This is a genomic window from Pseudomonas sp. BS-2016 (assembly GCF_001806145.1).
Taxonomy (GTDB): Bacteria; Pseudomonadota; Gammaproteobacteria; order Pseudomonadales; family Pseudomonadaceae; genus Aquipseudomonas; species Aquipseudomonas lundensis.
On sequence record NZ_MLCT01000013.1, the window covers coordinates 41,981 to 68,571 of the forward strand.

Annotated in this window: 22 protein-coding genes and 1 pseudogene; 10 read left to right on the forward strand and 13 right to left on the reverse strand. The window is 56.5% G+C overall.

Going from position 1 to position 26,591, the window contains the following annotated elements; translation table 11 throughout:
* Window positions 1-172 precede the first annotated feature (172 nt).
* On the forward strand, window positions 173-1,081 hold the full coding sequence (locus BKD70_RS02200) for a hypothetical protein (protein WP_139047532.1): 909 nt from the start codon (window positions 173-175) through the stop codon (window positions 1,079-1,081).
* A gap of 133 nt (window positions 1,082-1,214) precedes the next feature.
* Here the strand turns inward: BKD70_RS02200 and oadA are convergent, their stop codons facing one another.
* Both oadA and BKD70_RS02210 read right to left on the reverse strand, forming a co-directional pair.
* Window positions 1,215-3,023, reverse strand: coding sequence for a sodium-extruding oxaloacetate decarboxylase subunit alpha (gene oadA / locus BKD70_RS02205; protein ID WP_047279057.1), 1,809 nt, complete (start codon window positions 3,021-3,023; stop codon window positions 1,215-1,217).
* A gap of 11 nt (window positions 3,024-3,034) precedes the next feature.
* On the reverse strand, window positions 3,035-4,450 hold the full coding sequence (locus BKD70_RS02210) for an acetyl-CoA carboxylase biotin carboxylase subunit (RefSeq protein WP_047279055.1): 1,416 nt from the start codon (window positions 4,448-4,450) through the stop codon (window positions 3,035-3,037).
* A gap of 190 nt (window positions 4,451-4,640) precedes the next feature.
* Between BKD70_RS02210 and BKD70_RS02215 the strand changes: the two genes are divergently transcribed.
* Window positions 4,641-5,603: a LysR family transcriptional regulator gene (locus BKD70_RS02215; RefSeq protein WP_047279053.1), complete on the forward strand. Its 963-nt coding sequence runs from the start codon at window positions 4,641-4,643 to the stop codon at window positions 5,601-5,603.
* On the opposite strand, the gene BKD70_RS24040 is transcribed toward BKD70_RS02215, so the two are convergent.
* The 3 genes and pseudogenes from BKD70_RS24040 to BKD70_RS02225 form a co-directional block, all read right to left on the reverse strand.
* Window positions 5,545-5,757: a PA3496 family putative envelope integrity protein gene (locus BKD70_RS24040; RefSeq protein ID WP_047279051.1), complete on the reverse strand. Its 213-nt coding sequence runs from the start codon at window positions 5,755-5,757 to the stop codon at window positions 5,545-5,547. The genes BKD70_RS02215 and BKD70_RS24040 overlap by 59 nt on opposite strands.
* Before the next feature lie 139 nt (window positions 5,758-5,896).
* Window positions 5,897-6,763: a transcriptional regulator HexR gene (gene hexR, locus BKD70_RS02220; protein WP_047279049.1), complete on the reverse strand. Its 867-nt coding sequence runs from the start codon at window positions 6,761-6,763 to the stop codon at window positions 5,897-5,899.
* A 156-nt stretch (window positions 6,764-6,919) separates the two neighbouring features.
* A pseudogene (locus tag BKD70_RS02225) lies at window positions 6,920-8,596 on the reverse strand (putative bifunctional diguanylate cyclase/phosphodiesterase); the annotation flags it as partial.
* A gap of 398 nt (window positions 8,597-8,994) precedes the next feature.
* On the opposite strand from BKD70_RS02225, the gene uvrD reads away from it, so the two are divergent.
* From uvrD to BKD70_RS02245, 4 genes are all read left to right on the forward strand, one after another.
* On the forward strand, window positions 8,995-11,178 hold the full coding sequence (gene uvrD / locus BKD70_RS02230; protein ID WP_047279047.1) for a DNA helicase II: 2,184 nt from the start codon (window positions 8,995-8,997) through the stop codon (window positions 11,176-11,178).
* Window positions 11,179-11,216: 38 nt separating this feature from the next.
* Complete coding sequence (locus BKD70_RS02235; RefSeq protein ID WP_047279045.1) at window positions 11,217-11,657, forward strand: EamA family transporter; 441 nt, start codon at window positions 11,217-11,219, stop codon at window positions 11,655-11,657.
* A 179-nt stretch (window positions 11,658-11,836) separates the two neighbouring features.
* Window positions 11,837-12,688 (forward strand): Tim44 domain-containing protein, encoded by an 852-nt coding sequence (locus BKD70_RS02240; RefSeq protein WP_047279043.1) that lies wholly within the window; start codon window positions 11,837-11,839, stop codon window positions 12,686-12,688.
* A gap of 136 nt (window positions 12,689-12,824) precedes the next feature.
* Window positions 12,825-13,232: an SMI1/KNR4 family protein gene (locus BKD70_RS02245; protein ID WP_014720555.1), complete on the forward strand. Its 408-nt coding sequence runs from the start codon at window positions 12,825-12,827 to the stop codon at window positions 13,230-13,232.
* 102 nt (window positions 13,233-13,334) lie between these two features.
* Here the strand turns inward: BKD70_RS02245 and BKD70_RS02250 are convergent, their stop codons facing one another.
* Window positions 13,335-15,095 (reverse strand): cation:proton antiporter, encoded by a 1,761-nt coding sequence (locus tag BKD70_RS02250; RefSeq protein ID WP_047279039.1) that lies wholly within the window; start codon window positions 15,093-15,095, stop codon window positions 13,335-13,337.
* 289 nt (window positions 15,096-15,384) lie between these two features.
* Here BKD70_RS02250 and BKD70_RS02255 point away from each other — a divergent pair, with 289 nt between their 5' ends.
* A complete protein-coding gene (locus tag BKD70_RS02255; RefSeq protein WP_047279223.1) occupies window positions 15,385-15,870 on the forward strand; it encodes an acyl-CoA thioesterase in 486 nt (161 codons plus the stop codon).
* Between the two features lie 96 nt (window positions 15,871-15,966).
* Here the strand turns inward: BKD70_RS02255 and pdxY are convergent, their stop codons facing one another.
* On the reverse strand, window positions 15,967-16,839 hold the full coding sequence (pdxY, locus tag BKD70_RS02260; protein WP_047279037.1) for a pyridoxal kinase PdxY: 873 nt from the start codon (window positions 16,837-16,839) through the stop codon (window positions 15,967-15,969).
* A 113-nt stretch (window positions 16,840-16,952) separates the two neighbouring features.
* On the opposite strand from pdxY, the gene BKD70_RS02265 reads away from it, so the two are divergent.
* Window positions 16,953-17,360 carry a DUF3301 domain-containing protein gene (locus BKD70_RS02265; RefSeq protein ID WP_047279036.1) on the forward strand — a complete coding sequence of 136 codons (408 nt, stop codon included), beginning with the start codon at window positions 16,953-16,955 and terminating at the stop codon, window positions 17,358-17,360.
* A gap of 220 nt (window positions 17,361-17,580) precedes the next feature.
* Here BKD70_RS02265 and BKD70_RS02270 read toward each other — a convergent pair whose 3' ends face one another.
* From BKD70_RS02270 to zigA, 3 genes are read right to left on the reverse strand one after another with little or no spacing between them, the layout of a single operon-like run.
* Entirely contained in the window at window positions 17,581-18,546 is a 966-nt protein-coding gene (locus BKD70_RS02270) for a GTP-binding protein (protein WP_047279221.1), read from the reverse strand.
* A gap of 40 nt (window positions 18,547-18,586) precedes the next feature.
* Window positions 18,587-19,225 (reverse strand): DUF1826 domain-containing protein, encoded by a 639-nt coding sequence (locus BKD70_RS02275; RefSeq protein ID WP_047279034.1) that lies wholly within the window; start codon window positions 19,223-19,225, stop codon window positions 18,587-18,589.
* Window positions 19,225-20,433 (reverse strand): zinc metallochaperone GTPase ZigA, encoded by a 1,209-nt coding sequence (gene zigA / locus BKD70_RS02280; RefSeq protein WP_047279033.1) that lies wholly within the window; start codon window positions 20,431-20,433, stop codon window positions 19,225-19,227. The genes BKD70_RS02275 and zigA overlap by 1 nt, the downstream gene beginning before the upstream one ends.
* Before the next feature lie 144 nt (window positions 20,434-20,577).
* Between zigA and folE2 the strand changes: the two genes are divergently transcribed.
* Window positions 20,578-21,471 (forward strand): GTP cyclohydrolase FolE2, encoded by an 894-nt coding sequence (gene folE2, locus BKD70_RS02285; protein ID WP_047279031.1) that lies wholly within the window; start codon window positions 20,578-20,580, stop codon window positions 21,469-21,471.
* A 50-nt stretch (window positions 21,472-21,521) separates the two neighbouring features.
* Here the strand turns inward: folE2 and BKD70_RS02290 are convergent, their stop codons facing one another.
* Window positions 21,522-22,040, reverse strand: coding sequence for a DUF3617 domain-containing protein (locus tag BKD70_RS02290; protein ID WP_047279029.1), 519 nt, complete (start codon window positions 22,038-22,040; stop codon window positions 21,522-21,524).
* 137 nt (window positions 22,041-22,177) lie between these two features.
* Between BKD70_RS02290 and cls the strand changes: the two genes are divergently transcribed.
* The gene (gene cls, locus BKD70_RS02295) at window positions 22,178-23,617 is read left to right on the forward strand and encodes a cardiolipin synthase (RefSeq protein ID WP_047279026.1); all 1,440 of its coding nucleotides are present in this window, start codon (window positions 22,178-22,180) and stop codon (window positions 23,615-23,617) included.
* A gap of 57 nt (window positions 23,618-23,674) precedes the next feature.
* Here the strand turns inward: cls and cfaB are convergent, their stop codons facing one another.
* Both cfaB and BKD70_RS02305 read right to left on the reverse strand, forming a co-directional pair.
* Entirely contained in the window at window positions 23,675-24,862 is a 1,188-nt protein-coding gene (cfaB, locus tag BKD70_RS02300) for a C17 cyclopropane fatty acid synthase CfaB (RefSeq protein ID WP_047279024.1), read from the reverse strand.
* Between the two features lie 178 nt (window positions 24,863-25,040).
* Window positions 25,041-26,366: a serine hydrolase gene (locus BKD70_RS02305; RefSeq protein ID WP_047279219.1), complete on the reverse strand. Its 1,326-nt coding sequence runs from the start codon at window positions 26,364-26,366 to the stop codon at window positions 25,041-25,043.
* Window positions 26,367-26,591 lie beyond the last annotated feature (225 nt).

The following is a 26,591-nucleotide window of genomic DNA, read 5'->3' on the forward strand; positions in this document are numbered from 1 at the left end:
AACGCCCCTTATTACGTATCAATGTAAGACGCTTCTTTAAATCAATTAAACCCGCGCAATGACTTAAAGTTAATAAAACCGGCTGTCGATGTACTGCTCGAACAGGCATTTACTCACTGTACGTTTTAACAACCGTTGCAGACTGCCGCTGTCTGCCACTCTGAGAGGCGTCATGATGAACCCACTTCGAGCAGACTTTCTGATGACCCATCGGGCCATTGCTGCGGGTGCCACCTTAAAGTGGCCCGATAAACCCCCAACCGACGCCTCAGACGCAGCCGCGACCAAGGTGCTACCCACCCAGGCGGGTATCCAGGTGACGTTGTCTGCTGCCGCAATGGAAATCAGCGCTCTGCTGCGTCGTACATCGGTGACGGATCCTGGCGCCACGGCGCAGTTCGGTTGCTTGACTCAAGACCTTCATCAGCAACTTTCAATGCACGGCAAGGAGGCAAGTGCGCTACAGGAATTACCCGAAGAGCGCACACCGCAGCGCGTCATCATGTCTATGCAGGCCAGTAACTATCTTCTGACGTCGCTGTATGACAAAGAAAAACTGCATGACAATGTGGCCACAACCAACCCATTCAAAGGCATGGACAGGCTTTCGCTTTCCCATATCGCCTTTGAGGGTGGCCAGGCATTTACAGCCATTGAACGCCAGGTGGCGTTTATGACGTTGACCGACCGCGATCTCGAATTTCGTAACCAGACCTTTGACCTTTCAGACCCCTTGAACCCAGGGGACGAGAATGCGTTGTGGGGCATTCTGGCCAGTTACTTGAGAGACGCCCAAATGGCATCCGGGATGAGTGAAAGTGAGCGCGCGTGGCGGGGCTGGATGCCCGCCGATGCGCTGCATGCACAGGCCCGGTCAATTCTGGATCGGCATGGGCAAAAGACCGTGGATTTTCCCGCTTACTCAAACCTCAAGGGCGCAAGCGACACGGTGCTGGTGGCGATGATTGATCAAGACGGGATCAGCGGTTGGGTCAATGTGCCGGTTGAGATGCTGAAACCACAAGGGTTGTCTCTGCGCCTGATCGAAGCAGCAACGAAACAAAAGAACAGGACGTTTTAACCGCATCAGCCCTTGATACGTGGTTGAACGCGAGCAGCCGCGACAGGCAGGGTGAACAGCGCGGTATAGGCGCGCAAAAAAAAAGGGGAGCACGTGCTCCCCCGAGGTTTAAAGCGTTTGAATCAAAGGCGTATCAGGCTTCGATTTCGATCAGGATTTCGCCCGGGTTGACGCGGTCGCCTTTGACTACATGGATGGTGATGATTTTGCCGGCAATGGCCGCCTGTACTTCAGTCTCCATTTTCATGGCTTCGGTAATGAGCACCGATTGGCCTGCCTTGACGGTGTCGCCGACGCTGACCAGTACATCGACGATGTTGCCCGGCATGGTGGTGCTGACGTGGCCCGGTTCGCTGGCTTGCTTGCGCTTGCCAATCGCGCTGCCGACGAATTCGTTGAGCGGCTCGAACACCACTTCTTCCGGCATGCCGTCGATGGAGAGGTAGAAGTGACGCTTGCCTTCGGCTTTGACGCCCACTCCGGTGATGTCCACGCGGTAGCTTTCGCCGTGTACGTCGATCACGAACTCGGTCGGTACGCCTTCGCCACCGGCCTTGGTCACGCCGCCCGCTTCCGGGATCGGCAGCAGGGCTTCAGGCACCAAGGCACCCGCCGCACGCTCTTCAAGGAATTTACGGCCGATGTCCGGGAACATGGCGTAGGTCAGCACGTCTTCTTCGGACGTGGCCAGCGCGCCAATTTCACCGCGCAGTTTGACCATTTCCGGCTTGAGCAAATCGGCCGGGCGCACGTCTATCAGCTCTTCGTTGCCGATCGCCTGACGACGCAGCTTTTCATTCACCACGCCCGGCGCCTTGCCGTAGCCACCTTGCAGGTAAAGTTTCACTTCGTTGGTGATGGTTTTGTAGCGCTCGCCTGCCAGTACGTTGAAGAACGCCTGCGTCCCCACGATTTGCGAAGTCGGGGTCACCAGCGGCGGGAAGCCCAGGTCTTCGCGCACCCGCGGGATCTCGGCCAGCACTTCGTTCATGCGGTTCAGTGCGCCCTGCTCTTTGAGCTGGTTGGCCAAGTTGGAGATCATGCCGCCCGGCACTTGGTTGACCTGCACACGGGTATCAACGGCGGTGAATTCGCTTTCAAACTGGTGATATTTCTTACGCACGGCGTAGAAGTACAAACCAATTTCCTGCAACAGCGCCAGGTCCAGGCCGGTGTCGTATTCGCTGCCTTTGAGGGCTGCAACCATCGATTCGGTGCCAGGGTGGCTGGTGCCCCACGCGAAGCTGGAGATCGCGGTGTCGATGTGGTCGGCGCCGTTTTCCACTGCTTTGAGCTGGCACATGGCTGCCAGACCGGCGGTGTCGTGGGAGTGAATAAAAATCGGCAGGCTGATTTCAGCTTTCAGTGCCTTGACCAGATCACCCGTGGCGAAGGGTGTCAGCAGGCCGGCCATGTCTTTGATGGCGACGGAATCGCAACCCATGGCTTCCATCTGCTTGGCTTGCGCCACGAACGCTTCGGTGGTGTGAACCGGGCTGGTGGTGTAGGCGATGGTGCCCTGTGCGTGCTTGCCAGCCGCCTTGACCGCTTCGATGGCGACCCGCAGGTTACGCACGTCGTTCATGGCGTCAAAGATGCGGAATACGTCAATGCCGTTAACGGCAGCCTTGGCCACAAACGCTTTAACTACGTCGTCGCTGTAGTGGCGATAGCCCAGCAGGTTCTGGCCGCGCAGCAACATTTGCAGGCGGGTGTTGGGCAGTGCCGCGCGCAGTTGGCGCAGACGCTCCCACGGGTCTTCCTTGAGGAAGCGCACGCAGGCATCAAACGTCGCGCCGCCCCACACTTCCAGCGACCAGTAGCCGACTTTGTCGAGCTTGTCGCAGATCGGCAGCATGTCTTCGGTGCGCATGCGGGTCGCCAGCAGCGACTGGTGGGCGTCACGCAGGATGGTGTCAGTTACAAAAATCTTCTTGGACATTCTTATGTTCCTCACAGGCCTGCGTGGGCGGCGATGGCGGCAGCGATGGCCAAGGCCAGCTCTTCGGGTTTGCGCTTGATCGAGTAGTTGGTCAGTTCGGGATGGCTTTCGACAAAGCTGGTGTTGAACTGGCCGCTACGGAATTCCGGATTACGCAGGATTTCCTGGTAGTACGCGGCGGTGGTTTTGACCCCTTGCAGACGCATGTCGTCGAGAGCGCGCAAACCACGGTCCATCGCTTCTTCCCAGGTCAGCGCCCACACCACCAGCTTCAGGCACATGGAGTCGTAAAACGGCGGAATGGTGTAGCCGGTGTAGATCGCCGTGTCTGTGCGCACGCCGGGGCCACCGGGCGCGTAGTAGCGCGTGATCTTGCCGAAGCTGGGCAGGAAGTTGTTTTTCGGGTCTTCGGCGTTGATCCGGAATTGCAGAGCAAAGCCGCGGTGCTGAATGTCTTCTTGCTTGATCGACAGCGGCAAGCCGGAGGCGATACGGATTTGTTCGCGAACGATGTCGATGCCGGTGATTTCTTCGGTGATGGTGTGTTCCACCTGCACCCGGGTGTTCATCTCCATGAAGTACACCTCGCCCTCGGCGAGCAGGAACTCCACGGTGCCAGCATTCTCATAGCCCACGGCCTTGGCTGCGCGCACAGACAGGTCGCCGATGTAGGCGCGCTGTTCCGGGGTCAGCTGGGGGCTTGGAGCGATTTCGATGAGCTTCTGGTTACGGCGCTGAATCGAGCAGTCACGCTCGAACAGATGCACCACGTTGCCAAAGCTGTCACCGAGAATCTGCGCTTCGATGTGCTTGGGGTTGACGATGCATTTTTCGAGGAACACTTCGGCCGAGCCAAAGGCTTTGGTGGCTTCAGAGATCACCCGGGGGAAGGCTTGCTCCAGCTCTTCACGGCTGTTGCAACGGCGAATGCCGCGACCGCCACCGCCCGAGGTGGCCTTGAGCATGACCGGGTAGCCAATGCGCTCGCCTTCGAGCAATGCTTCGTGGATATCGGCCACGTTGCCTTCGGTGCCTGGCGTGACCGGCACACCGGCTTTGATCATGCTGCGGCGGGCTTCGGTCTTGTCACCCATGCGGCGAATGACTTCAGCGGCCGGACCAATAAACTTGATGCCACGCTCTGCGCAGATGTCAGCCAATTCAGCGTTTTCTGACAAGAAGCCGTAACCGGGGTGCAAGGCGTCACAGCCGGTTTCGACCGCCAGGTTCACCAGTTTGCGCGGGTTCAGATAACCGGCCAGCGGGTCTTCACCAATGCTGTGCGCTTCATCGGCGCGCTTGACGTGCAAAGCATGCCGATCCGCTTCGGAGTAGACCGCGACAGAGCGAATGCCCATCTCGGCGCAGGCACGCACGATGCGCACAGCAATTTCTCCGCGGTTGGCGATCAGGATCTTTTTTATCACTTGGATTTTCCTAAAGCCCATGGAACAAACGACCTGCTAGACCAGGTCGGCACGTGTCCAAATGTGTCTGAACCGTTGTGTCGTCACACTAGACCTGCGCATTGATAAACAAAAATCAATAATTCTTGGGTCATGCATAAGTAACGACTTATAGTCAGCCCACCCCCTGCGCTCGGAATAAACGTCAAAAATGCGTAAGTCATTGATGCGTATCACTTTTCGACAACTTCAAGTGTTCAATGAAGTGTGTGACCTGCGTTCTTACAGCCGTGCGGCAGAAGAAATGTCGCTGACGCAACCCGCCGTAAGTCTACAAATTCGTCAGTTAGAAGAGCTGATCGGGCAGCCGTTGTTCGATTATGTGGGCAAAAAACTGTACATGACCGAAGCCGCTGAAGCGCTTCAGCGCGCCAGTCGCGATATTTTTGGCCGCCTGGAAAACCTAGATATGCAGTTGTCCGACATGCTCGGTTCGCTGCAAGGTCAACTGAAATTGGCGGTGGAATCCAGCGCGAAGTATTTCGTGCCACACCTGTTCGCGGCGTTCAAGCGCCAGCACCCGGAAGTGAATTTGCAGCTCACGGTCGTCAACCGCGCACAAGCAGTGCGCAGGCTGTCGGACAACCGCGATGATCTGGTGATCATGTCGATGGTGCCGCTGGACATGGGGCTGGAATTTTTGCCGTTTTTGAATAACCCGATCGTGGCCGTCGCCCCGCCCGACCACCCGCTGAGCCAGCGCGAAACCTTGCATTTGCAGGACCTGGAACCCTTCACGCTGTTAATGCGCGAGCAAGGGTCGGGCACGCGCAGGGCGTGTGAGGAGTATTTCAAGGAGAAGCGCGTGCACTTCAATCAAACGCTGGAGGTGGCCTCGACCGATGCCCAGCGTGAGTGCGCCGTGGCCGGGCTGGGCGTGGCGCTGTTAACGCGCCACGCCGTCAGCCTGGAGTTGGCGACAGGCTTGCTGCGCGAGCTGCCTGTCGAGGAGTTGCCGCTGTACCGCAGTTGGTGCGTGGTGCAGGCCAAAGCCAAGCGCCTGTCACCGGTGGCGCATGCATTTCTGGGGTTTATCCGCAGCGAGCGTCTGCAAATCAGCGCGTTGGTTGAGCGCTTCGACGGCCACTTGCCGACGAGGCTTGCCAATAATTGATGGCGCTCAGGTCCGGGTAGTCGGCTGTTTCCAGGCGCAATTGGCGCTGGTCCGTATGGTCTTCAATCGCACGTCGGAAGGCCATGCGGCGCTGATCTTCCTGTTGGCGGCGGGTTTTGACGGCGCTGTTGCGTTCTTCGTAAGGCTGAGCCATTTCGAGTCTCCCAAGGCGTGTACGGGAGCTTTACGATGGACCCGATTTATGACGAATTAGGGAAGTCGAGATGACAGATGCGTGAAACGCGCTGGGTGCGCCCGCTCTCCCTGTTGAGAAGGGAGAGCGCCAGGGGCTGTTAGTCTTCTATGTTTTTCAGCGATTTAGGCGACAGGCGCAGGCTGCGCAAGCTGCGTTTGACGCTTTTCAGGTGGTTGACCAGGCTCGGGCCGCGCGCCATGGCCACGCCCATGGCCAGCACATCGATCACCACCAGGTGCGCAATGCGCGAGGTCAGCGGCGTATAGATTTCGGTGTCTTCGTGCACATCAATCGCCAGGTTGACGGTCGCCAGTTCCGCCAGCGGCGTTTGGCTCGGGCACAAGGTGATCAATGTCGCACCGCTTTCACGCACCAGGTTGGCGGTAATCAACAGGTCCTTGGAGCGCCCGGACTGGGAAATGCAAATCGCCACGTCAGTGGGCTTCAACGTGACAGCCGACATCGCCTGCATGTGTGGGTCGGAGTACGCCGCTGCCGTCAGTAACAAACGGAAAAACTTGTGCTGAGCATCCGCCGCCACGGCACCCGACGCACCAAAGCCATAAAACTCGACGCGCTGGGCCTGAGACATCGCTGTCACAGCGCGCTGCAAAGCGACTGGGTCGAGTTTTTCGCGCACGTCCATCAGGGTGTGGAGTGTGGTGTCGAAAATTTTCAGGCTGTAGTCAGCGACCGAGTCGTCTTCGTGGATGGCGAACTGGCCAAAGCTGGCACCCGCCGCAAGGCTTTGCGCCAGCTTGAGTTTCAGGTCCTGAAACCCCGAACAACCAATCGCCCGGCAAAAGCGCACGATGGTGGGCTCACTGATACCCACGCTGTGGGCAAGGTCGGCCATGGAACTGTGCATTACAGCCGCAGGATCAAGCAGCACGTGATCGGCGACCTTGAGTTCCGATTTACGTAACAAGTGGCGTGACTGGGCGATATGTTGCAGCAAGTTCAAAGGGCAGGACTCGGTCTGAAAGGGTTGGATGGCCGGGATGTAGCAATCTTGTAGTTATACTACAAGAATTCGTTTTCTGCCCAACCAATCCACGACTAAAACCGCGGCTTCCTCCCCTATTCAGGCCGCCCGCGCTCTATGTAGCCATTTTGAGCACTACAAAAAGACTACATCGCTGCGCAATAAATCGCCCAAAGCGGCCGCGTTAATCGGACGACTGATCAAATACCCCTGCACTTCGTCGCATTGTTGCGCCTTGAGAAAAGCCAGTTGCACGTCTTCTTCCACGCCTTCTGCCACAACCATTAATTCAAGGCTATGAGCCATCGCAATGATTGCCTTGGTGATGGCTTCGTCTTCAGCGCAGCGCCCTACGCCACGAATGAAGGTCTGGTCGATTTTGACGTAGTCCACGGCAAACCGTTTGAGGTAACTGAGGGAGGAATACCCGGTGCCAAAGTCGTCAATCGCCAGTTTGACGCCCAACTGATGCAACTGCTCAAAGGTCGAAATAATGGACTCAACGCTGTCGAGCAGCTGGCTTTCCGTCAATTCAAGCTCCAGATACTGCGGCGCCAGCCCGGATTCTTCGAGCACCTGACGCACCAGACTGACCAGCTTGCCCTGCCGTAATTGGTGCACCGATAAATTGACCGACACCCGTATCGGCGCCAGCCCTTCGCGCTGCCATTGGCAGGCCTGCCGACACGCCTCGCGCAACACAAACTCACCGATGGGCCCGATCAGCCCGGTCTCTTCGGCCAGGCCGATGAAATCGCCCGGCGGCACGCTGCCCAACTGGGGGTGATCCCAGCGCACAAGTGCTTCGGCTCCGTTCATACGGCCCGTCGCCAGGCACATCTTGGGTTGATAGAAGACGGTCAGTTGCTGTTCGGCAATCGCTTTGCGCAATTGGTTTTCCAGCTGTAAGCGCTCCAGGGTGCTGTGCTGCAAGCTGTGGCTGAAGAATTGAAAACTGCCGCCGCCCAAGTGCTTGGCCTGGAGCATGGCCTGATTCGACTGACTGACCAGCGTGGCGATGTCCCGCGCACTGTCGGGCAGCAGGCTGATCCCCATGGACGCGCTGATGACCAGTTCATGGCCCTCAATCATAAGCGGCCGGCCCAGCTTGGCCAGCAGCCGCGTCGCGACCCGCGCCAGACTGGTCAGGCTGGCGTAGGAGTCGAACAACACCGCGAACTCATCCCCTGACAACCGCGCGATGGTGTCGGCTTCAGGCAGCGCTTTGGTCAGGCGTCTGGCGACTTTGTGCAGGACCTGATCGGCCAGTTCTGATCCAAGACTGTCGTTCAACAGCTTGAATCGATCCAGGTTGATGTACAGCAGGGCAAGGTTACGCGCGCCTTGGCGAGCCCGTTGATTGGCCTCTTCAAGCCGCTCTTTGAACAACAGGCGATTGGCCAGCCCGGTCAGTTCATCGAAGTGGGTAAGGTGGCGAACACGGGCTTCGGAGCGGCGCCGCGCCGACAGGTCACTGACAAACGCCACGATATGACTGATGTGCCCGTCATCATCACGCACCACTTTCAATTGCAGCCACTGCGGGTACAACTCGCCGGTTTTGCGCGTTTCAACCAACTCACCCTGCCAGCGGTCCTGCTGCTCCAAAACAGGCTGGATGACCGGGAAGTGGCGCAGCGCATCGCGGCTGCACGCCAGCTCGCTCACGCGGCGGCCGACCAGTTCTTCGACCGCATAACCGCTGAATCGACTGAATGCCTGATTCACCGCCAACATGCGGTAATCCGGGTCGAGGATCACAATGCCCTCGCTGGCCGCTTCAAAGACGGTGGCCGCCAGGCGTCGCTGCTCAGCCTCGCGTAAACGCTCCGCAGCCGGGGACTGCGCCTCTGGCAGTGTCGGCAAAGATTGAGATTTCCCACGACGGCGCTGATTGACTTGCCAGCCGGCAACCCCCAGCACAGTCAGAAAAAAACCGAGCCCGGTGCCGATCAACACACCCGACGCACTAAGACCCTGAATCATTGGCAATATTCTTATCAGTGGATGAGCCAAAAAAGTCGCCCGAGCATACACAAGCAATGCTCACGACCAAACTGAGACACGTCATTAAAAAGACGAAATAACGCCACGCAATTAACAGATGCGCGGCCTGCCTTTTCAAAGACGTGTGCCGAAGCTGCGACAGACGGCCCGCGGGAACAGGATTGGCGTTTGCCCGGTTTGAGCCAGCACCCTAGAATGCCCCGATGCGCGAAGATCTCTCTCTCTTATTGAATTCCCTCAACGATGCCCAACGTCAGGCCGTCACGGCCAGTGTCGGGCGTCAGTTGGTCCTGGCCGGCGCAGGTTCCGGCAAAACCCGTGTGCTGGTGCACCGTATCGCCTGGTTGATCCAGGTCGAGAACGCCTCACCCCACTCCGTCCTGTCGGTGACGTTCACCAACAAGGCCGCTGCCGAGATGCGTCATCGCATCGAACAGCTCATGGGGATCAACCCGGCCGGCATGTGGGTCGGGACGTTCCACGGGCTGGCGCATCGCCTGCTGCGGGCTCACTGGCAAGAAGCCGGGCTGAGCCAGACCTTCCAGATCCTCGACAGCGACGACCAGCAACGCTTGGTCAAGCGTGTGATTCGGGAACTGGGGCTGGACGAACAGCGTTGGCCAGTGCGTCAGGCGCAGTGGTTTATCAACGGTCAAAAAGACGAAGGCCTGCGTCCGCAACATATTCAGGCCAGCGGCGATTTGTTCCTGGCCACCATGCGCAGCATTTATGAGGCCTATGAGGCCGCGTGCCAGCGCGCAGGTGTGATCGACTTCTCCGAGTTGCTGTTGCGTGCGCTCGATCTGTGGCGCGATAACCCGGGCCTGCTGGCGCACTATCAAAAGCGTTTCCGGCACATTCTCGTGGACGAGTTCCAGGACACCAACGCCGTTCAATACGCCTGGTTGCGCTTGCTGGCCAAGGGTGGCGACAGCTTGATGGTGGTCGGCGATGACGATCAGTCGATCTACGGCTGGCGCGGCGCCAAAATTGAGAACATCTACCAGTACTCCACAAACTTCCCCGACGCCGAAACCATTCGTCTGGAGCAAAACTATCGCTCCACGGCGGGCATCCTCAAGGCCGCCAACGCGCTGATTGCCAATAACACCGGGCGCATGGGTAAAGAGCTGTGGACCGACGGCGGCGATGGCGAAGCGATCAATCTGTACGCGGCATTCAACGAGCACGATGAAGCCCGCTACGTGGTTGAAACCATCGAAAGCGCGCTGAAAACCGGGCTGGCGCACAACGACATCGCCATTTTGTATCGCTCCAACGCCCAGTCACGGGTATTGGAAGAGGCGTTGTTGCGCGAACGCATTCCTTATCGAATTTATGGCGGCCAGCGCTTCTTCGAACGCGCCGAGATCAAGAACGCCATGGCCTACCTGCGTTTGCTTGAAGGCCGTGGGAATGATGCTGCACTGGAGCGGGTGATTAACGTCCCGGCTCGCGGTATTGGCGAAAAAACCGTCGAAGCGATTCGTGAACACGCACGTCACAATGATGTGTCGATGTGGGAAGCCATGCGCCAGCTGATCGCCAATAAAGCGCTGCCCGGCCGTGCGTCGGGTGCCATTGCCGGTTTTGTCGAATTGATCGAAAGCCTCGCGGCAAAAGTCATGGAGATGCCTTTGCATCTGATGACCCAGACCGTGATCGAGCAAAGCGGGCTGATTGCCTACCACCAGGCTGAAAAAGGTGAGAAAGGCCAGGCCCGGGTAGAAAACCTTGAGGAACTGGTCAGCGCCGCGCGCAACTTCGAGAACACGGAAGAAGACGAAGAACTGACACCGTTGGCCGCATTCCTCGGCCATGCGTCGCTGGAGGCCGGCGACACCCAGGCGCAAGAGCACGAAGACGGCATCCAGTTGATGACCCTGCACAGCGCCAAAGGGCTGGAATTCCCCTACGTATTCCTGGTGGGCATGGAAGAAGGCCTGTTCCCGCACAAGATGAGCCTTGAAGAGCCCGGCCGTCTTGAGGAGGAGCGCCGACTGGCGTACGTGGGCATCACACGGGCCATGCAGAACCTGGTGATGACCTATGCTGAGACCCGACGTCTTTACGGTAGTGAGACCTACAACAAGGTTTCACGCTTCGTACGCGAAGTACCAAAAGGGCTGATTCAGGAAGTGCGTTTGTCCAACAGCGTCAGCCGCCCTTTCGGCGGCGGTCAACAGCAGAGCGCCAGCACCCTGTTTGGGGGTTCGGAGATTCCGGAAACCGAATTCAAACTGGGTCAGATGGTCAAGCATGCGGTATTCGGTGAAGGTGTGATCCTCAACTTCGAGGGCGCCGGTGCGCAGGCGCGGGTGCAGGTCAACTTCTCTGAAGGCAGCAAGTGGCTGATGATGGGCTACGCCAAACTTGAGGCGGTCTGACAGCAACCCGACAGCCATCGGACGATAAGGTAGGCAACATGGGCTCAGGCTTTTTTTCTTCCTGGACATTCTGGGCCCTGTTGTCAGCCACGTTCGCTGCGCTGACGGCGATCTTTGCCAAGGTCGGAATCGAACACGTCAATTCCGACTTCGCGACGTTGTTGCGTACCGCAGTGGTGCTGGCCAGCCTGGCGCTGATTCTTTACGCCACAGGCCAGTATCAACCGCTGAGTTCGATCTCCCTACGCAGTTACCTGTTTTTAGCGTTGTCGGGGTTGGCGACCGGGGCATCCTGGCTTTGCTACTTCCGCGCCTTGAAACTGGGGCCCGCGTCACTCGTCGCACCGGTGGACAAGCTCAGCGTGGTACTGGTGGCGATCATCGGTGTACTGCTGCTGGGCGAAAAACTCGACCTGCGGCAATGGGGCGGAATCGGCTTGATCACGGCGGGCGTGGTGATGCTGGCGCTCAAGCGCTAGAGACGCCGTACCGTGGGTCCAACTGAGTCGACAATCGTGTCTTTTCAACGTGAACTACAGAATACAAAGAAACGTCTTACTCTAAATTAGGCAAAAACCCGAAACACTTCACCGCTAGCCAGTCACACCTCACCTGTGCACCATGGCGCGCGTGTCATCCACAAATGGGAATTCCCTTTATGAAACGTTTTCTTAGCATCGCCATGGCGTTGTGCATCGGTTTGACGATGAGTCTCGACGCAAATGCCAAGCGCTTCGGCGGCGGCAAAAGTTTTGGTTCGGCGCCTAGCCACCAGACTCGCCAAGCCGCTCCTGCCTCTCCAGCCGCAGCCCCTGCCGCTGCTGGCGCAGCTGCCAAGGCCGGTGGTGCTTCACGCTGGCTTGGCCCTCTGGCCGGTATCGCTGCCGGCGGCCTGTTGGCTTCCATGTTCATGGGCGACGGCTTCCAGGGCATGCAGATCTTCGACATCCTGATCATGGCGGTCATTGCGTTTGTGATCTTCCGCTTCATCGCCGCGCGTCGTCGCAAGCAACAAGCTGACCTGGCCCCGGCGGGTCACGCACCGATGCAGCGCGAAGCGTTCGACGCCAAGCCAGCCACTGCGTCGATCTTCGGTGGCGGTTCTTCTGCCGCGGCGCCACGCCCGGTCATCAACGCGCCCGCCTGGTTCAACGAGCAGAGCTTCCTGGAAGCCGCGCGCAACCATTTCCAGTCCTTGCAACAGCATTGGGACGCTAATGAAATGGACAAGATCGCTGAGTTCGTCACTCCGCAAATGCTTGAATTCCTCAAGCGCGAGCGCGCTGATCTGGGTGATGGCTTCAACTCGACGTACATCGACAACCTGACCGTTCAGCTGGACGGCCTGGACGATCGCGCCGATAAAACCATCGCCACACTGACGTTCAGCGGCCTCTCCAAAACCTCGCGTTTTGATCAGGGTGAAGCCTTCAGCGAAAGCTGGAACATGGAACGCGTTCAAGGTGAAAACCAGCCTTGGCTTGTAGCCGGTATCCGTCAGAACGGCTGATCGATTTCGCTTAACAGGTTGTAACCAAAGCCCCGGACTTGTCCGGGGCTTTGCATTTCACGATTGCACTTATAACGAGCTACTGTATAAAGCGCGTCATATAAAACCGCGCCATTAGAGTATGAGGATTGAGGTCGTGGAAGAGATCATTGAACAATTGCGTGAGGCAAATGAACCCGTCCCGGTTCCTCTGGAACTGCCTGACGAAGATTTGCTGGTGGAAATCGAAGAACAGCTGTTCATCGATATTCCCTTTGTTTTCCGAGAGTTTTTGCTGACAGTCAGCGACGTGGTGTATGGCAGCCTGGAGCCGGTCACTGTGACCGACCCGCAATCGCATACCTACCTGCCTGACGTCGCGGCCAATGCATGGGATGCGGGCGTTGACCGCAGCCTGATCCCTATCTGTCAGGACGGCGACGACTACTACTGCGTCGAGGAAGACGGCACGGTCGTGCTGTGGTCCGCCGAAGAAGAGCTGGTTACCGAAGAGACATGGGAATCGGTCTGGCACTGGGCACGGGATGTCTGGCTGGAAAGCTGATACACCCGCCAGCTGCTTTGCAGGAGTGAGCGTGCGCGAGAGGGGCTGAGCACCATACCCATCACGAGGCAAGCTCGCTCCTGCAGAAGATAAACCAGGCCGCTAGTGGCCCACATCCTTGTGGTTGTCGAGGGTTTCCAGCAAGGCCACTTGCATGCGCGTGTGAATGCGCACGAACCAGCGCCACAACACCGCCGCGACCCCGGCTGCAACCACCGCAATCACGATCAGCAGTTCATTGGTCGGCAAGATGCTGGCGGACAAGGCTGACAGCAGCAAGAAGATCACCAGCAACGACAGAATCGGGATCACTTCAGCAATCACGCGACGGACGCGCTGTGTGTGCCGCCCCGCCATCTCGGGTTTAACCCCCATCTCTGCCAAGAGCATCGACAGTGCCTTGAGTTTGCGATACGCCGCGATCAGAAACGGCAACGACAGCAATAACGCGGCGCCCCAGATCAAGCCGTGCTGCCAGCTCGATTTCATCACCCACCCCTGCAAATACACCGCAATGCGAGGGGCGAAATACCCCCCGGCAAAGAAAATGGCCATCACCAGAGCCAGATTGACACCCACTTGCAGCAAGATCTTGCGAATCATCGCCGCCAACCGTGCCCCTTCGCCCTGGGGCTGAATACTGCTCAGCCATTCGCCATAGAGTCCGAATACGCGCGACACCCGGTTGGGCATGATCTGCGCCAGCTTGAGCGAGAGCGGATCAGCGGCGCGAATCAAATACGGGGTCATCAGGGTGGTCAGCACCGATACAGCGACCGCTACGGGGTACAGGAAGCTGCTGGTGACCTGCAAGGTCATGCCCAGTGCCGCGATGATGAATGAAAACTCTCCGATCTGAGAGAGCCCCATCCCGACTCTCAGCGAGGTTCGTCCATCATTGCCTGCGATAAACGCACCCAAGCCACAGGACAACATCTTGCCCAGTACCACCGCACAGGTAATGACGACTATCGGCAGAGCGTATTCCCACAAGATGGCAGGATCGAGCATCAAGCCGATGGCGACGAAAAAGATCGCACTGAAGAGGTCACGCACTGGCTCGATCAGCCTTTCGATTTTCAGCAGCTGCCGGGATTCGGCCATGATTGCGCCGATCAAAAACGCCCCCAGCACCATGCTGTACTCCAGCTTGACCACGAGCAGACAGAAACCAAAACACAGCCCCAGCACGGTAATCAGCAGCATCTCATTGCTTTCAAACCGGGCTACATAAGCTAGTACCCGGGGTACCAGCAAAATGCCAATGACCAACGCCACGATCATGAACAACGAGAGTTTGCCGACGGTCGAGAACACCTCTTCCGGGCTCACGCTGCCACTGACGGCGATGCTGGAAAGCAGGGCAATAATCCCGATGCCCAAAATGTCCTCGACGATCAGCACGCCAAAAATCAGCTGTGCGAATCGTTCGTTTTTCATTTTCAGGTCGTTCAGCGCCTTGACGATGATCGTGGTCGACGAGATAGCCAAGATGGCGCCGAGGAACAACGCGTCCATGGTGTTCCAGTCGAACCAGCGGCCAATCTCGTAGCCGATCCAGATCATCAGGGTGATTTCCATGAACGCCGCGATAAACGCCGTGGCGCCCACTTTGAACAGTTTGCGCAGGCTGAACTCAAGCCCCAGGCAGAACATCAGGAATATCACCCCCAACTCCGCCAGGGTTTTGATGGTCTGTTCGTCGTGAATCAGGCCAAACGGTGGCGTATGCGGGCCAATGATGAAACCCGCCACGATGTACCCCAAGACCACGGGCTGCTTGAAACGGTGAAATAGAATGGTCACCACACCTGCGACCAGCATGATGACTGCCAGATCCTGAATAAAACTGATGGCATGCATGACGTGTCGCCTCCTTGTGTGAGTGCTGTCCAGAAACAAAACGACAGACACAGAGGATTACTCTGTGCGTAGCGGACGCTTGAAGTGTAGGAAATACCCGGCAAACGGGCGTTTGCAGGTTAACACCGGGATTTACCGCAGAAAGGCAGCGCAATATGTGGAAACATGTGCGCCAGAGCGTGACGGCAGCCCGTGCGGCAGCGTCCCGTTGTTGAAGCTTTCAAAAACGCGAAAAGTATCCACAGAGATACCTTTTTCACTGCTGCAACATTACCGCGAGCCTGCTGCTATGGAACCCGGAAACGCCCAACTGTCGATGACGGTCTTGATGACCCCGGACATGGCCAATTTTTCTGGCAATGTTCACGGCGGAACCCTGCTCAAGTACCTCGACGAAGTCGCCTACGCCTGTGCTAGCCGCTATGCCGGGCGCTATGTCGTGACCCTGTCAGTCGATCAGGTTATTTTTCGCGAGCCGGTGCATGTCGGTGAGCTGGTGACCTTTCTGGCCTCGGTCAACTACACCGGCACCACGTCGATGGAAGTGGGGATCAAGGTCGTCACTGAAAACATCCGTGAGCGCTCCGTGCGTCACACCAACAGCTGCTTCTTCACCATGGTGGCGGTGGACGATGATCGCAAGCCGGCGGCTGTACCGCCTTTACAGCCCGTTAACAGCGAAGACAAACGTCGCTTTATCCAGGGTAAACAGCGTCGTCAGATCCGACAGGAACTGGAAAAACGCTATCAGGAATTGAAAGACGAAACGCTGTAAACCTCAGCCGCTCCTGTAGGAGCATGCGTGCTGGCGATTCAGCCCATTCCGTCATTTTTGAATGACCGGGAAGGTTTTATCGCCAGCAAACGGGGTTTACAGGTGGATCGGCATCGCCTCAAACCGCACTCGCGGGTGAGCAATGCGGTCCTGGGCACGCACCAGTTGCAGTTCGTAGCTGGTGCACGCCTGGGTTTCCAGCAGCACTTCATGCACGGCCGAAGCGGCAAATTCGAACGCGGCGACCAGGCTATCTCCCAGCAATACCCGCGCCAGGAACAAGCCGGACGTCAAGTCGCCCACACCGACGGGCTGACGGGGAAACGCCAGTAATGGGCGGCGCAGGTGCCAATTGCCTTCAGGGGTGACCAGCAGCATTTCGAAACTTTCTTCCGGCTTGCCAGGGTAGGACAAGTGCTTGACCAGAACGGCCTTGGGGCCGCGTGCCAACAGGCTGCGCGCCATCGCCAGGCAATCGAACAGCGACTGCGGGTGACGACCACAGAAGCTGTCCAGCTCCAACTGGTTGGGGCACAGAAAGTCGGCCACGGCGGCCGCTTCATTCAGCAGAAAATCACTGACTTCGTACGGCACAATGCAGCCTTTCTCCGGGTGCCCCATGACCGGGTCGCACAGGTACAGCGCGTTGGGGTTAACGGCCTTGATCCGCGCGACCCCACTGAGAATGGCTCGCCCTTGCGCAGCGCTGCCCAAATAGCCGGATAACACGGCGTCGCAGTTGCCCAGCTCACCGATGGCGGCAATCCCGTCAACCAACGCCGGAATTTGGTCCGGGGCCAGCACTTCGCCAGCCCATTGGCCATACTGAGTGTGGTTTGAGAACTGCACGGTATTCAAAGGCCATACATTGACGCCCACGCGCTGCATGGGAAAAACGGCCGCGCTGTTGCCGGCATGGCCGAAAACCACGTGGGATTGGATGGCGAGTAAGTGAGGCGTACGTTTCATGCCGGCTTCCAGACTGCGTGTGGATTCAAGCCACGCAGTATGCGACGAAAAGCAACCTGTACGACAGGCTGAAGACGCAGTTAAGCTGAGCCCACTCTGTTGGAGCACATGTGATGCTGACCCTTGGAAATATGTTTGTGCTGATGTTATTGGCAACAGGCGCTGCCTGGCTGTGGCACAACCACGGCATGCGCGAGCGGGCGTTGGAGCGCGTCAAACAGCACTGCAACAAACTCGACATCGAGTTACTCGATGAAAACGTGGCCCTGAAGAAAATCGCCTTTATCCCGGACGCCAAGGGCAATCGCCGCCTGGCCCGTGTGTATAACTTTGAATTCACCGTCACCGGTGATCAGCGCCATGCGGGCACCATCACTCAATTTGGAGCCCACAGCGCCAAAATTGAACTGGCCCCCTACCCGTTCAAGGCTGAGCCAGAGCCTGAACAACGCGATATCCCCAGCGCTCAAGTCATCGAACTCAGCCAATGGCGCCAGCAACACACCAAACCCCGCCAATAGTGCCGAACCCAGGAGAAACTTGATCCTCTCCTGGGACGCGGCAGCCTTCTCTGCGCGTTTTAGTCGGCCTGTGGATAACTTTCTTGCAGATTGCACTAAAACCGCCTGAAACCCCCTAAATAGACGCTTTCCAGTGGATATTTTCAGCTCAACTTTTTCGCAATCAGCACGGATTGTAGGACAACTTTACCAGTACAGATTGGCACTTTTCAGAGGAAATTCAGTGCGAAAGGCATTGTTGCAGGCCTTCTGTCAGGGTATTCAGGTCCTGCGGGGCGTCGAAGATCAGTTCAATACGTGAATCTTTGCGCCATTCAGCGTTTTTCCAGGGTTCCAGCCGATTTTTCAGCGAATTTGAGGACATCCAGCCCGCAGATCCATGAACAACCAGCTTTGCACGCAGCCAATTCAGGCCTTCAAGCCATCGGTTCAGCGCTTGCAGATCAAACTGGCGCGAGGGATGCCATTTCCAGCCGGCACTCCACCCTTCTGGCTGCTGACTGAACACAATAATGGGCGTCTCAGGCCCGGAAAAAATGCTGCCCATTGAATTAAAATCCTTATAAATCAATGAGTTACCCACAGCATGAATATCGCTAATAGTGGCTACAGGCAGCGTATTTAGCGGGATGTAGCCCTGTTCGGTCCATAGCAGAGGGCACTTTGGCAGGCATGATGCAATCTGCTCACGTTGCTCTTTTTCCACACTATTAGATTTATTCATGACCAATAAACCGGCCATTTCCAGGGCTTCGCGCTGGCTTTGCGGCAAGGGTTTTCCCTGAGCGAGCGCTTCGGTATCCAAGACCATGACGCAGGGTTGTAACGCCAAAACACCCAGCCAGGGCGTCACGCTTAACTGCTGGAGGATGCGCGCAGGATGGCCAAGGCCAGAGGGTTCGATGAACAGGCGGTCAGGTTTTGCCTTGCGCAAAAGGCGGCTCAAGCCAATTTGAAAAGGCGCGCCGTTCACGCAACACACGCACCCGCCCGCCACTTCAGCGATCGCGATTTGATCATCTGCCGAACTCATCAAGGCCGCGTCGAGACCGATTTGCCCGAACTCATTCACCAAAACCGCCCAGCGCTCGTGTGCAGGCTTCTGTGCCATCAGGTGCTGAATCAGACTGGTTTTACCTGCACCGAGCGGCCCGGCGATCACATGAGTAGGAATGTTGTGCAACATCATCGCCCGCTTCTTTAGGAATCCAAGGCTGCAATATGCCTCAGGCGAGCCAGTCGAGGGTCAAAATCAGCCGTCGCTCCCCGGTTTTCAATGCCGGTGAACGATGGATCAAACCCGCCCCCTGATTGCCCTGCCACTTTTCGCCTTTAAGCAGCGCGACGTCTCCCGCGCTCATCTGCTGAATGAACGTCCTGTCGGGGCCCTCAGCCTGATCATTGCCTAAATGCTGACGATCCATCACGCCTTCTTCTACCCACTCGCTGCCCGGCCCGGCATAAGTCGTCACCAGTCGTACGGGCACATGGTCCACATGAAAGCGCGGACACATGGCTTTATCCAGGGCTCTGAGGCGCAGCCCAACACGCTTGGCCCCAAGCAGGCACGCATAGGCACTGACTAGCCAGCAAACATCTGCCATGAAGCCCGTATAGCCTTCCAGGTCGCAGAATCGCTGCGCCAGCCCTTGCAGATTGGGCGGCGTATTTTCATCGGGTAATTCGAAGCTCAAGGCTTGCGCCAGGGGTTCATCGAGTGACAACAACAGCGCACAGAAGTCTGCGATATGGACCGGCAATGCGCGTTGCCACACGGCCATGTTTACGCCTTCCTCGTGGATGCGCGTCAACACCTGCGGGGCTTTCCCCTGCGCATGTTGAATAAGGCGTGCGTCAGCCTTCATCACGCGGCCACCTCGCTGTACCAGTCGCCAAACGGGTCGCTTAGCTGTAGCCAGGCTTCAGGGCCCATTGCGACTTCAGCATCGGTCAGCAAGCAGGCATCTAGTTCGACGGTGAGTGCGTTGAAGTCGATGTGCTGACCGATAAACACCAATTCCTGACGACAATCTGCTGTCTCAGGAAGCCATTTTTTAAAGATTTCGGCGCGAGTTTCTGCATCTTCAGGCCATTGATTCTGGGGTACAAAACGCCACCAGCGGCCCGCGTATCCATACCGCATCAAGCCCCCTGCCTGAGACCAGCTACCGGCCTCCTGGTACTTGCTCGCCAGCCAGAAAAAACCTTTGGAGCGCAGCAATTTACCGTTGGTCCAGGGCCGGTCGATAACGTTAAAAAAACGCTCAGGGTGAAAAGGCCGAACCGCACGATAGACCGTCGAAGCGATGCCGTACTCCTGGGTTTCAGGTACATGTTCCCCGCGCATTTCCTTCAACCAGCCCGGCGACTGGGCAGCACGCTCAAAGTCGAAGCGGCGGGTATCGAGGATTTTTTTCAGCGCAATTTCTCCCATCACCATTGGGAGAATTTCTGCTTCTGCGTTGAGTCGCTGAAGAATGGCCTTTAGTTCTTCACGTTCGGCCCGGCTGATGAGATCTATCTTGCTGATCAAAATGACGTCTGCAAATTCGACCTGTTCGATCAGCAAGTCGGTGATTGAGCGCTCGTCGTCTTCTCCCAGGGTTTCACCGCGAGCCGCCAACTGCTCGGCGGCCTGAAAATCGCGCAGAAAGTTAAGCCCATCCACGACCGTCACCATGGTATCCAGACGTGCGATATCCGCCAGGCTTTGACCCGCGTCATCTCGAAAGGTGAATGTTTCAGCGACAGGCAAAGGCTCAGAAATACCGGTGGATTCGATCAATAAATAATCAAAGCGGCCTTCCTTGGCCAATTTGCTGACCTCCTCTAAAAGGTCTTCGCGCAAGGTGCAGCAGATACACCCATTGCTCAGTTCCACCAATTTTTCTTCCGCACGGTTCAGGGTGACATCGCGCTGAACCTCAGCTCCATCGATATTTATCTCACTCATGTCATTGACGATGACGGCCACGCGCAAATCGTCACGATTGCGCAAGATGTGATTCAACAGGGTGCTTTTGCCTGCACCGAGAAAACCTGACAGCACTGTTACGGGAAGACGTTTGGGCATGGTGATTCCTCATCAGGGTGAGCAGGTCAAAACGCCCGCTTGTGAGAGCGACCGACGCAAGCGACGCAATTGATACACTATAACAATACAAAGCCATATTTGTTACTGTGTAACACAAACACATTCCCGTAATGGAAAACACACATGACCTCTCTCACTTTGCCTGACATTGCCTCACAAACTGCGCTTCACGACATTCCCTTGGATTGGGTCGGCATGTGCGGCATTGCGCTGCCAGTTGTCATTAATGGGCAACGCTTAGCAGCGACAGCCGATGCGGGGGTCAGCCTCGATGATGGCGAAGCGCGCGGAATTCACATGTCACGCTTATTTTTAGCGCTCGAAGTTTTAGATTCGCAGGCCGTGAACCCCGCACTTTTGAAGAAAATTTTGCAGCGTTTTTTAGACTCGCATGACGATTTGTCCACGTGCGCCTACCTGAATCTCAACACTCAAATGCTCTTGAAGCGGCCGGCATTGATCAGCCCATTGAGTGGTTGGAAGAGTTATCCCGTGGAAATAAAAGCATCCCTGGAAAACGGAATGTTCCACGTGGAACTAAATGTTGAAGTGGAATATTCATCAACGTGCCCCTGCTCAGCAGCCTTGGCACGACAACTCATCCAGCAGAAATTTGTCGATGACTACGCAAATAAAACACTTCAGCACGCCGAGGTTTTAGCGTGGCTCGGCAGTACGCGAGGGATTGTAGCGACCCCCCATAGCCAGAGAAGCACAGCTCACTTGCAAATGCACATCCGCGAAGACGGAGACAATTTCCCTATTGAGCACGTCATTGATAAGGCCGAAAAGGCACTGGGCACCACCGTACAAACCGCTGTGAAACGCGAGGACGAGCAAGCCTTCGCGTTAGCCAATGGACAGAATTTGATGTTTTGCGAGGATGCAGTGCGTCGGTTGCATGTGGCACTGAAGTCCACTTCAACGGTGAAAGGTTTCAATCTGAAGGTGGTGCATGCAGAGAGTTTGCACAGCCATGATGCTGTAGCGAAGAGTCGTTGGAATTGGCGTAGATGAGCATTGCAGTGTTAACCGCGCGCTGACGGTGCAGCGCGCGGCATATCGCTTTAGGCGCGAGGTTTTACGGTTCCACAATCAGCACCCAACCAGACAGCCTGGGAATCCATGCTCCCCGTTTGCTTAAGGCCTGTGGCATTGAAGGTGCCCGTAACATGGGTCGTGAATTCACGATCACTGGCAAAAGTGGCCACACCTGCCCCCTGAGCTTTTGGACAACTAAAGCGAAACTTCCACTGATTTCCACTACGCTCAGTGATCTGCTGCTGACATCCCGACTGGGGATCAGTCAGGGGGATGGAATCGGATTTCACCTGTTCAGGGGTCAGGCATACCCGAACACCTTTACCGCCCATGTTGATGCCTTGCTTCTCCAGTTGAGCCAATTGCTCAGGGGTCAGCATGGTTTTGAGTTGACCCATCATCATTTGAAAATCGGGGAGTTGATTACCGTCCACCTGCATATTGCTCGACGTCAGCTCCCACAGACCGGGTTGCAACATTTGGGCTTGAGCCACAGGGATCGATAAACCAAAGGCCATGACAAGCCCAAGCAAACGAACATTCATCAAGCAGCTCCTATTGATAAGTCAGCGTTAGACGTCACAAAACAGCGGGTGTTGCATCAGCAAACAATTAGGGACATTCATACCAGAACGTGGTCTTTTACGTACTTGGCGTTAAACATTGAGGAGCAAGGATACGCATGGATTATCTCGGCCCGCACGTTTTCGGTTATCTGATTTTATTGATCCACACCCTGGGTTTGATTGCCGCGGTGCATGCGGTATTAACCGTGAGAACCGCTCAAGGTGCAATTGCCTGGGCCATGTCGTTGTTCTTCATCCCCTACTTCACCCTGATTCCTTATTTGATTTTTGGGCGCAGTACGTTTGACGATTACATCAAGGCGCGTCGACAGGCCAACCAGGAAATGCGTGAAGCCATTGCCAATCTGGACTGGAGACCTTGGGTAGAAGAGGCACTGGCAGCCCGTAATTCAAAAGCGTATACCTCGCTGCGCGCAATGCCGAAGTTAGGACGCATGCCCTGCCTTGCCAACAATCAAGTACGGTTGCTGATTAATGGCACCGCCACCTTCGATGCCATTTTTGCCGCCATTCGAGCTGCCAAAGAGGTGGTGCTCGTTCAGTTTTTTATCGTCCATGACGACGACCTGGGCAAGAAACTGCACGCCTTGTTGCTGGAAAAAGCCGCCCAAGGCGTACAGGTGTATTTGCTATACGACAGCATCGGCAGCCACTCCTTGCCCGGGAGTTATGCTGAAACCCTGGGAGCTGGCGGTGTTCAGGCAAAGGCTTTCGCGACACGCGGGGGCTGGATCAGTCGCTTCCAGGTCAACTTTCGCAACCACCGTAAAGTCGTCGTGGTCGATGGGGTTAAAGGGTTCGTCGGCGGGCATAACGTCGGGGATGAATACTTGGGCGCCAAGCCTCCCTTGTCCCCATGGCGCGATACCCACGTGGAAGTAAGTGGCCCCGTGGTGGCCTGCTTGCAAGAGTCATTTGCAGAAGACTGGTTCTGGGCGGCCCGTAAGTTGCCGCCCCTCATCTTGCCTCAGACCTACCCGGAGGGTGGCGTGCTGTGTCAGTTTTTGGCCAGTGGCCCTGCCGACTCATACGAAACCTGCTCGTTGTTTTTCGTCGAAGCCATCCATGCTGCTAACGAACGCGTATGGATTACGACGCCCTACTTCGTACCCGACGAGGCTGTATTTTCGGCTCTTAGACTCGCCGTGTTGCGCGGGGTAGATGTACGGATTCTGATTCCCTCGCGCCCGGATCACAAAATTGTGTACGCCGCTTCAAGTCTGTATGCCTTCGAAGCGGTCCGGGCCGGGGTAAAAATATTCCGTTATCAGCCAGGGTTCGTCCATCAAAAGGTCGTGTTGGTCGACAACGAAATCAGCGCCATCGGCAGCGCCAATATGGATAACCGTTCGTTCCGTCTCAACTTTGAAGTGATGTTATTGACGGTCGATGAATCCTTTGCCCGAGAAGTCGAACACATGCTGCATGACGACTTCGCACTGGCTCGGGAAATCACCGAAGACGACATCAAAAGCACCCACCATTTACAGCAACTGGGGATGCGCATTGCGCGCCTGGTTTCGCCCGTTCTATAAAAAAAACCGTGTCACTCAGTGGCACGGTTTTCATCAAATCTCAGGGCCATGCATCGCTCAGCGATAGATATCCGCACGTGTTGGGGGTAATTCAATTGAGCCATCCGCATGGGGTTTGGTGGCCAGAATCTGATGAATGTTTATCCAGCCACGGGTAAAGGCATAAGCACAACCTGCCAGATAAAGTCGCCAAATACGCAAAATCTGTTCGGGTACTTCGTTGGCCGCGGCATCAAGGTTCTGCTCCAGGCGCTGACTCCAATGCTCCAGCGTACGCGCGTAATGCAGGCGTAAACTTTCGACGTCGACCACTTCCAGCCCGGCTTCACTGATCTCGGCACTCATCATCGACAGGTGCGGCAACTCCCCGTTGGGAAACACATAGCGCTCGATGAACTCGCCCGCCCCGCGTCCCACCTGACGACCGTCGGTGTGCTTGGCGGTAATACCGTGGTTCATCACCAAGCCGCCTTCACGCACGGCATTAAACAAAATCTGGCAGTACTCTCGCAGGTTGGCGTGCCCGACGTGTTCAAACATGCCCACGCTCACAATCTTGTCGAAACGTCCGTCCTGAGGCAGATCCCGATAATCCAACAGTTGCAGGTCGACCTTATCTTGCAGGCCTTGCGCCTTAACGCGCTCTTTAGCCAAGGCAAGTTGTTCCTTGCTCAAGGTAATACCGAACACTTTGACCCCGAACTCCCGGGCAGCGAAGCGTGCAAGCCCGCCCCAACCACATCCAACGTCCAGCAGGTATTCGCCCGGCTTAAGTCGCAACTTACGGCACAGGTGACGAAATTTTGCCTGTTGCGCCTCCTCCAGACTTTCTTCGCCCGTCTCGAAATACCCACAGGAGTAAACCATGTCGCGATCCAGCCAGAGCTGATAAAACGCGTTGGACACATCGTAATGGTAGGAAATCGACTCGGCATCTGTCGCCTTGTCGTGGTGCTGGCGCGGGGGCGTGGCGTCATCGTCCTCAACCAATAGCGCCTGGCTGAGCTCATCGCACACCCGGATGACTTCACTGATAGAACCTTCAGCCAGCTCCAGGCGCCCTTCTACAAAAGCGCTGCCTAGCAAGTCGAGCGTGGGGTGGGTGATTTCTGAAACGATGGTTGGATCCTTAACCACGATCGTGACACTGGGCGTTGGGCCCAAGTCGAATTCGAGACCATCCCATAGCTTCAGGCGAAGTGGAATTTTGAGATTCTGTAAAGCTGGTGGCAGTTGCGCAAGCATCAGTAGTCCTCCCTCATTTCAGACGTCAAAAAATAAGGGTAGTCGATTAACTGAAACTGTCAGGCTCACGGGCCAGAAGGTTTGATCTAGAGCGGATGAAACCTTTTTTAAGTTTCACCGCCCCAGACGTTGAATCATTCAAAACGAAGCGCAAACCGGATAGTCACGCCTTGCAGTATCAGGGGTGAGCGATTAACTGTTTGGCCAACGCTTCGAACGCAGGAATGGTCACCGGGTCATTGGCCGAATTACTGGCAATGGGGTTTGAGGCGAAACGCACAATCACCATCTCAGCTTTAGGGTCGATGTAGATGCGCTGCCCATATACGCCGCGAGCCATGTAGGCACCGTCGGCGTTATGCGTCACCCACCACATGTTGCGGTAGCTGCCACCTTTAAGTTGGTCGTAGCCTGCCTTGGCAAAGGCTGCTTTATCCCCACCCGCCCGAATATCATCCACCACCGCTTTGGGGACAATTTGTTGCCCCAAATATTGACCATCGTTGCGCATTAACTCGCCGAACCTCGCCATGTCTCGCAGCCCGGCATTGAAGCCGCCACCGGCAAACGGTGTACCGATGGAGTCCACCGTAAAGTAGGCATCTTGCTCGGCCCCCAGACGTTGCCAGATTTTCTCCGACAGCAACTGCGCCACATTGCGCCCCGTTACGCGGGCAATGACCCAACCCAAGACATCAGAGTTCACGGTCTTGTACCCAAAGGCTTTGCCATGTTCGCCCAGAGGTTGAACCGTTTGCAGGTATTCCATGTAGGTTTGAGGTCCGGTGTAGCCTGCCGGCTTGGGCAGCGGGTTACCGGCCATTGCGTGCTGCCAGACTTCCGCCTTGGGGTCGGCGTAGTCTTCACTGAATTTAAGCGCGGTGGTCATGTCGAGTACCTGACGCAGCGTGGCCGTGGCAAACGCTGAGTTGGCCAGTTCAGGCACGTAATCGACAATTTTTTTATTGGCATCCAATGTGCCATCCGCCACCAACATCGCTCCCATTGTCCCGACCACCGATTTGGTCACCGACATGGCGGCGTGCTCACCTTCAGGGTTCAACACACCAAAATACCGTTCGTACACCACCTTGCCGCGATGCAACACAACAATGCCGTCGGTGTAGTTGGCCGCCAGTGATTGCTCCCAAGTCATGGGTTCTGTGCTGCCAGTCGGGATAAACGTCAGTTGATCGATGTCGGTGCGCAACGCACGTGCTAACGGTACTGGAGCGCCCAAACCACGGGATACGTTAGTGGTCGGCATCAATTGGCGGAAGTTGGACACGCTCCAGCGCATGGCCGGAAACTTGAAATAACTGCCATCAGCGAAGCGAATGATACGGTCAGGCGGTGGCGGAGCCCCCACCATCCAGCCCATTTTTGCAGGATCGCTGGCAGCCGCATCCGGATAAGGGGTATCGGCGGCACTGGCGACAGAGGCGGCCAGGGTTGAAAGACAAAAGAGACAGATGCGCGCGGGTCTGGATAAACGCTTGAACATGAAGAGGCCTCTGCAGAGGAACAAAACAATGGCCAAGTGCTGAAACGAATGTTCCTTGTCCGATTCATGGCCGCACACCACCTTGCGCGAAAAGGGGTGAGTTTGCATAGCCTGAACAGAGGTTAATCAACGGGTGACGCGTTTTTTATAGCAGCGTGGACAGGCGGCCGCTTTCCACCCTGTTAAGTCTCCAGACGTGAACCACCCACAAACCCGAGGCATGAT

Bases quoted from the DNA above. Each gene is read 5' to 3' on its own strand.
- BKD70_RS02215 (WP_047279053.1), top strand. From the start codon at position 4,641: ATGCGTAAGTCATTGATGCGTATCACTTTTCGACAACTTCAAGTGTTC.
- BKD70_RS02270 (WP_047279221.1), bottom strand. From the start codon at position 18,546: ATGTTGCACAACATTCCTACTCATGTGATCGCCGGGCCGCTCGGTGCA.
- cfaB (WP_047279024.1), bottom strand. From the start codon at position 24,862: ATGCTTGCGCAACTGCCACCAGCTTTACAGAATCTCAAAATTCCACTT.
- BKD70_RS02305 (WP_047279219.1), bottom strand. From the start codon at position 26,366: ATGTTCAAGCGTTTATCCAGACCCGCGCGCATCTGTCTCTTTTGTCTT.
- BKD70_RS02200 (WP_139047532.1), top strand. From the start codon at position 173: ATGATGAACCCACTTCGAGCAGACTTTCTGATGACCCATCGGGCCATT.
- pdxY (WP_047279037.1), bottom strand. From the start codon at position 16,839: ATGAAACGTACGCCTCACTTACTCGCCATCCAATCCCACGTGGTTTTC.
- BKD70_RS24040 (WP_047279051.1), bottom strand. From the start codon at position 5,757: ATGGCTCAGCCTTACGAAGAACGCAACAGCGCCGTCAAAACCCGCCGC.
- folE2 (WP_047279031.1), top strand. From the start codon at position 20,578: ATGACCTCTCTCACTTTGCCTGACATTGCCTCACAAACTGCGCTTCAC.
- cls (WP_047279026.1), top strand. From the start codon at position 22,178: ATGGATTATCTCGGCCCGCACGTTTTCGGTTATCTGATTTTATTGATC.
- uvrD (WP_047279047.1), top strand. From the start codon at position 8,995: ATGCGCGAAGATCTCTCTCTCTTATTGAATTCCCTCAACGATGCCCAA.
- BKD70_RS02290 (WP_047279029.1), bottom strand. From the start codon at position 22,040: ATGAATGTTCGTTTGCTTGGGCTTGTCATGGCCTTTGGTTTATCGATC.
- BKD70_RS02250 (WP_047279039.1), bottom strand. From the start codon at position 15,095: ATGCATGCCATCAGTTTTATTCAGGATCTGGCAGTCATCATGCTGGTC.
- BKD70_RS02265 (WP_047279036.1), top strand. From the start codon at position 16,953: ATGCTGACCCTTGGAAATATGTTTGTGCTGATGTTATTGGCAACAGGC.
- zigA (WP_047279033.1), bottom strand. From the start codon at position 20,433: ATGCCCAAACGTCTTCCCGTAACAGTGCTGTCAGGTTTTCTCGGTGCA.
- BKD70_RS02235 (WP_047279045.1), top strand. From the start codon at position 11,217: ATGGGCTCAGGCTTTTTTTCTTCCTGGACATTCTGGGCCCTGTTGTCA.
- BKD70_RS02240 (WP_047279043.1), top strand. From the start codon at position 11,837: ATGAAACGTTTTCTTAGCATCGCCATGGCGTTGTGCATCGGTTTGACG.
- oadA (WP_047279057.1), bottom strand. From the start codon at position 3,023: ATGTCCAAGAAGATTTTTGTAACTGACACCATCCTGCGTGACGCCCAC.
- BKD70_RS02275 (WP_047279034.1), bottom strand. From the start codon at position 19,225: ATGAAGGCTGACGCACGCCTTATTCAACATGCGCAGGGGAAAGCCCCG.
- BKD70_RS02255 (WP_047279223.1), top strand. From the start codon at position 15,385: ATGGAACCCGGAAACGCCCAACTGTCGATGACGGTCTTGATGACCCCG.